At 58.5% G+C, this 11,637-nt stretch carries 11 protein-coding genes; 8 read left to right on the top strand and 3 right to left on the bottom strand.

Annotated features, from left to right (window positions below; all coding sequences use genetic code 11):
• Positions 1-54: 54 nt before the first annotated feature.
• The gene (locus ACI77D_RS25515) at positions 55-1,134 is read left to right on the top strand and encodes a patatin-like phospholipase family protein (RefSeq protein ID WP_064451748.1); all 1,080 of its coding nucleotides are present in this window, start codon (positions 55-57) and stop codon (positions 1,132-1,134) included.
• 215 nt (positions 1,135-1,349) lie between these two features.
• On the opposite strand, the gene ACI77D_RS25520 is transcribed toward ACI77D_RS25515, so the two are convergent.
• Positions 1,350-2,942, bottom strand: coding sequence for an SGNH/GDSL hydrolase family protein (locus ACI77D_RS25520; RefSeq protein ID WP_407017711.1), 1,593 nt, complete (start codon positions 2,940-2,942; stop codon positions 1,350-1,352).
• A gap of 205 nt (positions 2,943-3,147) precedes the next feature.
• On the bottom strand, positions 3,148-4,725 hold the full coding sequence (locus tag ACI77D_RS25525) for an SGNH/GDSL hydrolase family protein (protein ID WP_407017712.1): 1,578 nt from the start codon (positions 4,723-4,725) through the stop codon (positions 3,148-3,150).
• An 88-nt stretch (positions 4,726-4,813) separates the two neighbouring features.
• Here ACI77D_RS25525 and ACI77D_RS25530 point away from each other — a divergent pair, with 88 nt between their 5' ends.
• The 7 genes from ACI77D_RS25530 to codA all read left to right on the top strand — a co-directional run bounded on the left by ACI77D_RS25530 (position 4,814) and on the right by codA (position 9,462).
• Positions 4,814-4,921 (top strand): AlpA family phage regulatory protein, encoded by a 108-nt coding sequence (locus ACI77D_RS25530; protein ID WP_237140897.1) that lies wholly within the window; start codon positions 4,814-4,816, stop codon positions 4,919-4,921.
• 63 nt (positions 4,922-4,984) lie between these two features.
• On the top strand, positions 4,985-5,341 hold the full coding sequence (gene queD, locus ACI77D_RS25535; RefSeq protein ID WP_003190259.1) for a 6-carboxytetrahydropterin synthase QueD: 357 nt from the start codon (positions 4,985-4,987) through the stop codon (positions 5,339-5,341).
• A 67-nt stretch (positions 5,342-5,408) separates the two neighbouring features.
• Positions 5,409-5,582, top strand: coding sequence for a helix-turn-helix transcriptional regulator (locus ACI77D_RS25540; protein WP_221294382.1), 174 nt, complete (start codon positions 5,409-5,411; stop codon positions 5,580-5,582).
• A gap of 25 nt (positions 5,583-5,607) precedes the next feature.
• Positions 5,608-6,048, top strand: a complete 441-nt coding sequence (locus ACI77D_RS25545; RefSeq protein ID WP_221294381.1) for a GNAT family N-acetyltransferase — start codon at positions 5,608-5,610, stop codon at positions 6,046-6,048.
• Positions 6,049-6,057: 9 nt separating this feature from the next.
• Positions 6,058-6,681, top strand: coding sequence for an NUDIX hydrolase (locus ACI77D_RS25550; RefSeq protein ID WP_064451743.1), 624 nt, complete (start codon positions 6,058-6,060; stop codon positions 6,679-6,681).
• Positions 6,682-6,838: 157 nt separating this feature from the next.
• Positions 6,839-8,107, top strand: a complete 1,269-nt coding sequence (gene codB / locus ACI77D_RS25555) for a cytosine permease (protein WP_407017713.1) — start codon at positions 6,839-6,841, stop codon at positions 8,105-8,107.
• 119 nt (positions 8,108-8,226) lie between these two features.
• A complete protein-coding gene (gene codA, locus ACI77D_RS25560) occupies positions 8,227-9,462 on the top strand; it encodes a cytosine deaminase (protein WP_064451741.1) in 1,236 nt (411 codons plus the stop codon).
• A 9-nt stretch (positions 9,463-9,471) separates the two neighbouring features.
• Here codA and ACI77D_RS25565 read toward each other — a convergent pair whose 3' ends face one another.
• A complete protein-coding gene (locus ACI77D_RS25565; protein ID WP_407017714.1) occupies positions 9,472-11,628 on the bottom strand; it encodes a lipase family protein in 2,157 nt (718 codons plus the stop codon).
• Between the last annotated feature and the right edge of the window lie 9 nt (positions 11,629-11,637).

The raw sequence follows: 11,637 nt of genomic DNA on the forward strand, positions 1-11,637 counted from the left end.
CCCTCATCGTGCCAGATTTTCTATACTGGCTCATTCGCGTCAAAAGAGACCGGTATGACAGCCATCCACATCAAGTTTCCCGCCCTGACTCTCAAGGCCGGCAAACGCGCCTATACGCGCATTCGCGAACAAGGCCTCGCGCCGGCAGACGTCGGTATCCTCCCCGGCGCGGCCGGGGGCCCCAAAGCCCTTGGTATTCAGGGCCTGGACCTGGCGCTGTTCGGCGATTGGCTGCCACGCGCGCCGCGCGAACGCGCACTCATCGGCGCGTCCATCGGCTCCTGGCGGTTTGCCAGCGCGTGCCTGCCCGACCCGGTGCAAGGCCTGCTCGACCTCGGCCGCCTGTACAACGAACAGCGTTTTGCCAAAGGTGTGACCATGGCCGAGGTCAGCCACAGCTGCCAGCGCATGCTCGATGATCTGCTGGCCGGCCGCGATGCTCGGGTGCTGGACAACCCCGACTACCGCCTGAACATCATGGTGGTCAAAAGCCACGGCCTGCTCGCCGATGACCACCGTGGGCGGTTGGGCCTGGGCCTGTCGTCGGTGATTGCCGACAACCTGCGGGGCCGCGCACGGCTGTCGCGGCATTTCGAGCGGCTGATCATCCACGACCCACGCCAGGCGCCGCCGGTGCATCCGCTTAAGGATTTCCCGTCGCGCTTCCTTAACCTGGAACTGGGCAACCTGCGCCAGGCACTGCTCGCCTCCGGCTCAATCCCCATGGTGATGCAAGGCGTGCGCGACCTGCCCGGCGCAGGCGCCGGCACTTACCGTGACGGCGGCCTGCTGGACTACCACCTCGACCTGCCCTACCACGGCGATGACATCGTGCTGTACCCGCACTTTACCGACCGGGTCATCCCCGGCTGGTTCGACAAGGGCCTGCCATGGCGACGCAGCAATCAACAGGGTTTGCAGGATGTATTGCTGCTGGCGCCGTCCAAGGACTACCTGGCCCGCCTGCCCTACGGCAAATTGCCGGACCGCAGTGATTTCAAGCGCTTCATGGGCGATGACCCGAGCCGCAACAAATACTGGCAAACCGCGATGAGCGAGAGCCAACGGTTGGGGGATGAGTTTCTTGAGTGGGCGGACAACGGCAAATTGGGCGAGCACTTGCAGGCCCTTTAACGCAACAGCGATCTCCTGACCGTGAGCGGTATCCTCGCCGCGCGTTCAGCCTGTTGTTGAATCGCCCCACCCTTAAAATTTCGCCGCAAAATGTAAGATTGCCAGCGTTCGAGCTTCACGCGCTATTCAGACGTCAGGCAGACGCGTATCACGCCCCAAAGCGGATGGGTCGGCGCACTGAATGCGCGCCGACCCATATTGCCAAGCGTCGAGCGTCAGTGACTGGCTTGAGTCGAGGCTGGCACGCCGCCCCTTGGCTGCGACCGGATATGCTGCAGCAGAGGATTCAACGCACCGCCCCAAATAACCGCATTAGCGAGTTTGGTAGGGTGGTTGATGGTGTTTCCACCCACGCTGCCGGGGTTGGTACCGAAATCCCCTAATCCATATATTTCAATATCACTTAAATCGGGGGCACCGTGAGCCTCGGGAACTCCCAAATTCGCTATCCAATTGGAAATGGTGCCCTCTGCGCCTGACACCACCAAGCCGACTTTACCGAAGCGCAGGTTGTTGAAGTCATACACGGAAATAACGTTAACGCCATTCAAATACACCTCGTGCTTCGCCCCGCGAACCGTCACTTTCACGCTGACCGAAGTTCCATCCGGTATGGGTGCGTAAACCGCTGACCGACCAATCACGGTGCCGCCCCAGTAAAGCAGAACCTGGTTGGCTGTCACTTGCGCCGTGTACTGACTCAGGCCTGAGCCCATAGACCGATAGCGAATACCGCCTACTTGTCCAGACCAACTGGGCATCGTGAAAGTAGCCGACAAACTGACATCCTGGCACGCCCTGTCGAACATCGCAGCGCCACGCCCCTTCAGGGTGTATTGCTCAGGCGAACCGGATACCGCGAATGTAGTGCCTGTTTCCGGACTCCAGCCGGTGGGGTAGCTCGCAAGGTTATCGTCGCGAATAAAACTAAGCTTATCCACATCGACGCCTGCGCGGTGAAGATTGAACAATCGGTTAATATCCAGGACGGTCAGATTTCGAACTTTCGCAACATCCCGCGCTGCGTCAGCCGCGACTTGAACCTGCTCTTGATGCCCAAAAGCAACGGACGGTAACGCGGCAGGCGCAATAGCAGTAGAAGGGACTTTTGACCAGGTATTCTGATAATCAAGTGACTTGAAATAATAGTCGGCGTTTACACTACTGCTTCCCGTAAGATCATTGGCACCAAACATATAAATCACGAGGTCAGGAGCAAAGTCCTTAACGTGGTCAGCCCAGCTCTTTCCCTCAACGGAGCCGCCGGGCCATTGACGCGTGACCTCCCTTCCCGGCTCCCTGTAGAAACCCGTCATCGGATTTTCGACAGCGCCCGCCTCCCCTATGTAATTACGGTTTGAGTACATCCCCATCCCGCGTCCAGCCAGGCTGAAATTACCAAAGGTGAAAGCAATGTCGGGATTCTGCTCGCGGGCCAATCGCATCAAGGTAGCCACGACGGAGTTTTCGTAAAGCCCGTCAACATCACCCTGGGAAATAGAGTCGCCGACAACGGCGATTTTAACTGCGCCCTCTTTAATAGCAGCGTCAAGCCGCTCCAGATTGCCCACGTTGGACAGCGTTGAGAAATCATCCGGCGCATTCTGGTTGCTCGGGAGGCTCGGAGCGCTAACGGAAATAGCGGGAGCGGCTAGCGTCGCGTCGTTTTGGGTGGGTGCGACCGCGCCAGCAAGATCCGCCCCAAATACGTATTGACCGGAACCAAAGAGGTTGAGTGGGACGCTAATGAAAAAAGCAATCAAGAAAATCAGTGGTTTCGTTCTGTAGTGCACAGGGTAAGCAGACACGTCGTGACACGCCAATTCAATAGAGAATTTTAATTCTACTGAATTCCACTTAATTTGTCGCAAAGGTGCATACCGAACGCCGAAACCTTTACTGAAGTGATGTTGAACTAAACAGCGCAGGTTTCTTCACCGTAACAGCCACGCTGTTATCGGGTTTCTTAATACGCTGAACTCAACGTCCTTCACCAGCGAATAATCTCTGCGCTCACTGCCTTGACTCTTTTTGCACTCGGATGTGCTCCGTCAGCGCCGAGAAAGATCCCGCCCAGCAGACGCTGTTGGCCAGCTTGGTTGGATGGTTGATACCGTTCCCTTCCGGCGTGTGATTGTGGGTGGCGCAGGCATCACCGCCGTAGAGGTCGAGATCACTCAGTTGCGGTACGCCATTCGCGCAGTAGTTACCTTTGTCTACGATAAATTCAGTCAGGGTTCCAGTGCCGCCGATGATCGCCACCCCGTGACTGCCACGGCGCAGATAGTTGTAGTCATGGACACTCAGTTGCAGCACATCGTTGACATATACCCTGTGCAGCGCGCCGCGAACATCAACCTGCAACACAACCTTTGAGCCGGACGCGATTTCACCAATGGCCTTGTAGCCAATGGTGGTTGCGCCCCAACAAAGAGCCAGAAAGCCCGACGAGACGTGCGCGCTGTATTGGTGTGCAGCCGAGCCCTTCGACCGATAACGCAGGGCGCAGGTCGTAAACACCCAGTTGGGGCAGCTAAACGTAGCCTTGATCATGATGTCCAGCGACTGCGCGTGATGCAGTGCCGACCCGGTGCCGCTCATTGAGCTCGCGTCCGCATTTGCCAGTGACAGCGTGGAGCCATCCTCGACATGCCAGCCGGTTGGATATCCGGCGAAGTTGTCATCACGCGTGTAGTGGAGGTTGTCGACGTCAAAGCCGGAACGCAGCAGGTTGAATGCCCGGTTGATATCGACCAGCGTCAGGTTCAGTTCCCGGGCCACGCCGCGTACGCCATCAGCGGCGATTTGAGCCTCTTCCTGGTATCCCGCTGAAACGGCCGGCAGGGCGGTGGTGGATACCCCAATAGACGGAGCCTTGGGGAAATGGCTAATCAGCCCGACCACATACTTAAGTGCGGTCGTGTTCCCGACACTCGAGCCGGACAAATCGTTAGCACCGTGCATGACCATGACAAAGTCGGGAGCGAAATCCTTGAGGTGCGCCATCCACGACTTACCGACGACGGATCCTCCCGGCCACTGGTCAGTCACGGGAGCGCCGTCAGGGCGATAAAACCCGGTACTGAGGTTTTCCGGGTAGGGCTGCCCCACGTACGTCTCGGTTGCCAGTGCTCCGATACCTCGGCCTGACAGGCTGAAGTTGCCCACTACAAAGTTGATTGCAGGGTTCTGCTCGCGCAAAGCCCGCATGACCGTTGCCACAACCGAGTGCTCATAAAGGCCGTCGCGATCGCCTTCGACAATCGAATCGCCCGCAAAAGCTATGCGTACGGTGCCCTCGGAAATAGCAGCGTTGAGCCGGTCCAAGTTGCCCAGGTTGGAGAATATCTCGAAATCGGCAGCGGTCGGTTGCGGCTCTGTGCGGTCGGGGCGATCCACCGGTGCCAGTGCAAGACCAACGGTTTCAGGCGCGTACTCAAGGGCCGACGTTTCCTGCACCGGGGCGCCGTCTTGCGCCGCTTTCATGCCTGCCCAGCGCTTCAGGGTCTTACTCAGCCTTGCACGCCAGGTACGGTCTGAACGATCGCTCGCGCCATTCGGCTCGACAGAGTTTCTGTTGGTAAAGGCCATGGTTGCCCCCGAGGCAAAAAAAACGCTCAGTGGCGAGCCTTGAAACGGTTGGTATTATGCGGGTTTATCGGCGACCAGGAAGAGCGCGTTGCCAAAACAGGTTAGAATAGGCCCCAACTCGGTCGCCTGGCGCCAGTCGGCAAGCGCCGAATGGATGGCCTCAATCGCGCCCAGCGACGACCTATCAGTACATTGATCAGTGCATCTAAAACTGACAATCACTTCAAACCCACGCAACACAAGCCCTACAGGTCACACCGTGGAAATCTTCAAAGAGTTTACCTTCGAGTCCGCCCACCGCCTGCCCCACGTACCGGAAGGCCATAAATGCGGGCGCCTGCACGGGCATTCGTTCAAAGTGGCGATCCACCTGAGCGGCGACCTGGATCCCCATACCGGCTGGATTCGCGACTTCTCGGAGATCAAGGCGATTTTCAAGCCGCTCTATGAACGCCTCGACCACAACTACCTCAATGACATCCCCGGCCTGGAAAACCCGACCAGCGAAGTGCTGGCCAAGTGGATCTGGAATGAGCTCAAACCCCTGCTGCCGGAACTCAGTGCAATTCGTATCCATGAGACCTGCACCAGTGGTTGTATCTATCGCGGTGAATAAGCGATGAAGTGCTGAAGAACCACCTGCGGGTGGTTTTTTTATGCCTGGGAAGCACGCTTGATGCGGCATGTACCCGAATCCCATGGGTGTGGCCACTCATGGGAGGCGTCTGGGTGTATCGCGCCAAATCGTCAATGCGATCGAAACCGGTCGCCATGATCCGAGCTTGCCTCTGGCGTTCAAGATCTCCAAGGTGTTCGAATGCCGTATCGAGGCGTTCTTCGAGGCGCCGAAGGGCTGATCCATTTTGACAGGAGCACACTGCAATGCTGCGCCCCGCCACTGTTGCTGATGTTGCGACCATCGAGGCCATCGTCCAGGCCGCCTATTCGCCTTACATCGAACGGATCGGCCGCAAGCCCGGGCCGATGCTTGAGGACTACCGCCAGCAGGTCGAGGCAGGGCACGTGCATGTGCTGGACAACGCCGGGCGGGTCCAGGGTTTTATCATCTTGCTCAACGCCGATAACCACCTGCTGTTGGAAAACCTGGCCGTCGCCCCAGATGCCCAGGGCCTGGGATTGGGACGTCAGTTGATGGACTTTGCCGAGCACAAGGCACTCGCTGCGGGTTACGCAACCATCCGCCTCTACACCCATGTAGCGATGACTGAAAACATCACGTTGTACACCCGCCGCGGCTATGTGGAAACCCATCGCATCGAGGAACACGGCCTGCACCGTGTGTACATGACAAAGCGCCTTTAGGAGAACCTCATGGAAAACATCTGGCTGGCACAGGCCAAGCGCCTACAGGCACTGGCGTCCACAGGGCTGCACTTTTGCACCGACGATTTCGAACGTGAGCGCCTTGAAGAAATTGCGCAGATTGCTCACAGCATGCTGGCGCAACTGGCGGATGTGCCGTTGGAACGCATCACCGGGCTGGTGTCGGATTTTGCCAAGCGTTATTCAACGCCGATGGTTGAAGTGCGCGGTGCGGTGATCGATGGCGACCGGATTCTGCTGGTGCGCGAATTGACTGATGGTTGCTGGGCGCTGCCTGGTGGTTATGCCGATATCGGTTTATCGGCGGCGGAAAACATCGTCAAGGAAATCCGCGAGGAAGCCGGGCTAAGCGTGACGGCACGCGCGCTGTATAGCGTCACTCACAAGGCCAAGGGCCTCTATCGCCCGGACGTGCGGGACTTCTACAAGCTGTATTTCCTCTGCGAACGGGTGGACCAACTGGCGCCGATGCCCGGTTTCGAGACCACTGAAGTGGGCTTTTTTACCTTGGACGACCTGCCGCCGCTGTCCCGTGGGCGCACCATCGAAAGCGATCTCGAAGCAGCCTTTGCGTTTCATCGCGGCGAGGTCACCCAGACGCTGTTCGACTGATCCAATGTGTATCACCGCTGCACTGCTTTCGTGCCCGACCGGGCACAACGACCATGCAATGAGACGATACGCGCCTGTTTGGCTCCACATACACTGCGCTGCCGGTTTGGCACGCGCAGTGCAATAGCCCTGCGTCAGTCATCCAGGGAGCAAGGCCATGACGCAGCAAGAACCGGGCAACGATTACCCCCTCAGCGAAGTGCCGATGCATGCGCGCAAGGGCCTGGCGTCTACCGCCATGGTGCTGTTGGGGTTTACGTTTTTTACCGCGACCATGTTTGCCGGCGGCAAGCTGGGCGTAGCATTCAGTTTCACCGAGATGCTCGGTGTCGTGGCCCTGGGTAACCTGTTGCTGGGTATTTACGCGGCAAGCCTGGGTTACATCGCCTTCAAAAGCGGCTTGAACTCGGTGCTGATGGGGCGTTTCTGCTTTGGCGAGGTGGGCAGCAAGCTCAGTGACTTGATCCTTGGCTTCACTCAGATTGGCTGGTACGCCTGGGGCACTGCCACCGCCGCAGTGGTGCTGGGCAAGTATTTCGAATTGGGCCAAGGCACGGTGCTGGCATTGATGGTGCTGTTTGGCCTGGTGTTCTGCGCCACGGCCTATGTGGGCTATCGCGGGCTGGAGATTCTGTCCTACATCGCGGTGCCGGCCATGGGCATTTTACTGTTTCTGTCGATAGGGGTCGCCACCCTCAAAGTCGGCGGCCTGGACGGCCTGTTGGCGGTGGTGCCGACAGGCGAGCTGGATTTGTCCACCGCGATTACGCTGGTGTTCGGCACCTTTGTCAGCGGCGCGACACAGGCCACCAACTGGACGAGGTTTTCTCGTTCGGCCAAAGTCGCGGTGCTGGCGAGCCTGATCGGCTTCTTTATCGGCAATGGTTTGATGGTGTTGATCGGGGCCTATGGCGCCATCGTCTATCAGCAGCCGGACGTGGTCGAAGTCTTGCTGCTCCAAGGTTTCGCGATGGCGGCGATGGCCATGTTGCTGCTCAACATCTGGAGCACCCAGGACAACACCATCTACAATTTCGCCGTCGCAGGCTGCAATTTGCTGCGCACCCGCAGGCGCAAGACCGTGACCCTGGCCGGCGCGGTAATCGGCACCCTGCTGGCGTTGCTCGGCATGTACGACCTGCTGGTGCCCTACTTGATTCTGCTGGGCACCGTGATCCCGCCGATTGGCGGGGTGATCATGGCGGACTTCTTCTACCGTTATCGCGGCCAATATCCGCGCCTGGCCGAGACCCGCCTGCCGGCCTTCAATTGGCCTGGGCTGGTAGCGTATGCCGTGGGCACCATGCTGGCGTTCCACTCGCCGTGGGTGGCACCGTTGGTGGGGATTGTTGCCGCGTCCTTGACCTACATTGGGCTGAGCGCAGTGCTGCGCGTACGGGCACCGCTGGCTGATGCACGGGGATGAGTCTGGCAGGCGTCTTGGGAATGGTAACCTTATGGCCGACGCGCCAGGCCGTACATCACAACAGCCCGGATAATCTGGCGTTGTCTGCCTGATTGTCATTAGCCAAGAGGAACTTGCCCATGCATATCATCAACGCCCGCCTGCGCAACCGTGAAGGCCTGCATGATCTGCACCTGGAACACGGCCGGATCGCCAGCATCACGCCACAAACCGTGGCGCCAACCTTAAGGGCAGACGACCTGGACGCCGCCGGCAACCTGGTGATACCGCCCTTCGTCGAGCCGCATATCCACCTTGATGCCACCCTCACCGCCGGCGAACCGCGCTGGAATATGAGTGGCACATTGTTCGAGGGCATTGAATGCTGGGGCGAGCGCAAAGCCACCATCACCCAGGAAGACACCAAGACCCGCGCCAAGCAAACGATCCAGGCCCTGGCCGCTCACGGCATCCAGCATGTTCGCACCCATGTCGACGTCACCGACCCCGACCTCACCGCACTGAAAGCCATGCTGGAAGTCCGCGAAGAAAGCACGCACCTGATCGACCTTCAAATCGTCGCCTTCCCGCAGGAGGGCATCGAATCCTACCGCAATGGCCGCGAACTGATGCAGGAAGCCATCCGCCTGGGCGCCGATGTGGTCGGTGGTATCCCCCACTTTGAATACACCCGCGACCAAGGCGTGAGTTCGGTGAAGTTTCTCATGGACCTGGCCGAACGTACCGGCTGCCTGGTGGACGTGCATTGCGACGAAACCGATGACCCGCACTCGCGTTTTCTCGAGGTTCTTGCCGAAGAAGCCCGCAGCCGCGACATGGGCACACGCGTCACCGCCAGCCACACCACGGCCATGGGTTCCTACGACAACGCTTATTGCGCCAAGCTGTTTCGCCTGTTGGGGCACTCAAAAATCAGCTTCGTCTCCTGCCCCACCGAAAGCATCCACCTGCAAGGTCGCTTCGACAGTTTTCCGAAACGCCGCGGCGTCACCCGCGTCAACGAACTGCTCGAGGCCGGCATGAACGTCTGCTTCGGTCAGGACTCCATCGTCGACCCGTGGTACCCGCTGGGTAATGGCAACATCCTGCGTGTGCTGGAAGCCGGTTTGCACATCTGCCACATGCTCGGTTACCGCAACCTGCAAAGCGCCCTGGACCTGGTGACCGACAACAGCGCCAAGGCCATGGCCTTGGGTGACCGGTACGGCCTGGAGCCCGGGCGCCCGGCCAATCTGTTGATCCTCTCGGCAGACAGCGACTATGAGGTGATCCGCAGCCAGGGCCTGCCGCTCTACTCGATCCGTAATGGCAAGGTGCTGATGAAGCGGCAACCGGCGCAGGTCGAGTTCTTGTAAAACCGACCACTAGACGATCGAGTCGATATCCAACGGTTGCGGGTTCAACGGGCTGCTTTGAATGGGCGCAGGAATACTGGCGATTTGCGCTAATTCACGGTTTTCCCGGTGGCTGAACCAACGTTTCAGGCTGGGCTGCAACTGGCTGGATTGAGCGTGACTTCCATACACGTCACGCGCTTCCAGGCGGCGCCAACGCAAGGATTCCAGACGGCGACGGCTGGTGTGCAGGCGGTCAATTTCTGCGTTGAGTGCCTGGTTGTGTTCATGTCCACAGCCGCGCTGGTTCGCAGGGCGGCGACGCTCAAGTTCGCGGTTCTTGTTGCGCAACTGTCGAGTCATGGTTTCGAGCGCAAGGTCGAGTAACTCAAACTCTCTTGGCGTGACCAAAGGCCCCTGGCTATCCAGGGTTTGTTGCCAGCGACGCAAGGTGGCCCAGGCTGCCGGGATGTAGCTGGCGGTCATGAAATGCTGGTTCGCCTGGAACAGTTGTTTCAACAGGTTGTCGCGGCCCGGCATATCGCCATGCAGTTGCACCGCACGGTTACAGCCGGCCTCCAGGATGGATTCACAGCCGGGCGTCCATAACACCGAGGAGTGCGTACCGTCCGGCAGTTTGATCGGCATGAAGTGCTGTTGTTCGCCGTGATGCTGGTAAGGATTGCCCCCCACGCGTACCAGGCCTGCCGCAAACAGCAGGCCGCCTGCTGCGGGAGCACTGAAGAGCGTGACGGCGCCCGGGACCCACAGTTTGGCGGTGGTGTTCATCCACGTGGCGGGGACACTGGGGACCGGGTCGTTGTGGTTGACGATGCGATGGTGGATCAGGGATGAGGCACCGTCAGCGAATTCCGAATCGGCGGCGCGGGGCGCGCCATAGGTGTAGAGGAGGATGTTGTACTGCGACCCGGGAACTCGGCGCAGCCCTTCTGCCAGCAGCAAAGCGATGGCGCCTCCCAGGCTGTGGCCGCAAATCACAATACGCTGGCCGCTGTGGAACAGGTCGAGGTAGTGCAAAACGAAATCTCGCATCGCTCGATAGGCTTGGTAAAAGCCTTCATGGGCTTTGCCAACACCTTCGGAAAATGGCACTTGGTGGGCATTTGCGTCTCGTAGTGCGTCGGCACCGCTGGCGGTACCTCGCACAGCGATCAGGACTATTTCATCATGGTGAGTGATGAAAGCTTGAGTGTCAGTACCGAACTTTTCATCATCGAAAAAATGTAAGCGCGCAGGATGCTCCTGCTCATGCTCCAATGCCGGACGATTCTGTGGGTATAGCTCCGGATCGAAGGGAAGGATTTCAAAACGCAGGGAGTAAGGAACCTCTTGATAAAGCGGATAAAAACGCTGGACTTGCTCGGGATCAACTCGCCAGGCGTCCTCAAATAGCGACAGTTTTTCAGCAAACAGATTTCCAACCGTTGGGTCCAGCGGGAAGGACACATGGTCAATAGGTTTCTTGGGCGGTTGCTGACCAAAATCGCAGTAACTCAAAGTAGACATCAGAGCCAATTGATACAGGTTCAACGCGCAGAAGCTGTCCTCAATAGACAGCATCGGACGCAGTGCTCGCAGCGGTCTGACTTCCAGTACAGAGTGCTGATTCGGGAATAACACCACCCCTGACAAGGCAGGTTGAGGTGGTCCAAATCCCAGGTCCGCCATCATTTTCAATGCATGGCGTTGGGGGCGATGAGTTCGAGGCGTCACCGGTGGAAGATGGGCGACATGGCGAACCAAATCCCGCACCTCAACCTGGTAAAACCTGTCTGCTTGCGACTGTGCCGGATTACCTTCGGTACGCCGGCCATCTTTAGTAGAAAACCTGGTCTGCTCGGCGCGAATTTGAAGTTCGGTGATAGGTAGCTCGTACGCAACGCGAGTCCGCAGTTGGTAATACGGTGCTTGCGCCCCGGAATACAGACCATCAAATTTGAGTACGACCGGACCGCAGTAAAAACCTTGTAGTCTTGCAAATCCCTCACCATTCAATCTGCCGTCGTACTGGCATCCTGTACTGTCGTGAAGGGTGTATGGAAGCCCGCCATAGGCCTTTCCACTGCCAGTTTCATCTACCAAAGAAAAACTCACCCAGTGCCCTTTCAATGCGCAAGCGGGCATCTTCCCACTGAAAAATGGTTGCTTCCATGCGTCCAGTTTCATGAACTCGCT

The organism is Pseudomonas sp. O39 (genome assembly GCF_045447295.1).
GTDB classification, from domain to species: Bacteria; Pseudomonadota; Gammaproteobacteria; order Pseudomonadales; family Pseudomonadaceae; genus Aquipseudomonas; species Aquipseudomonas antarctica_A.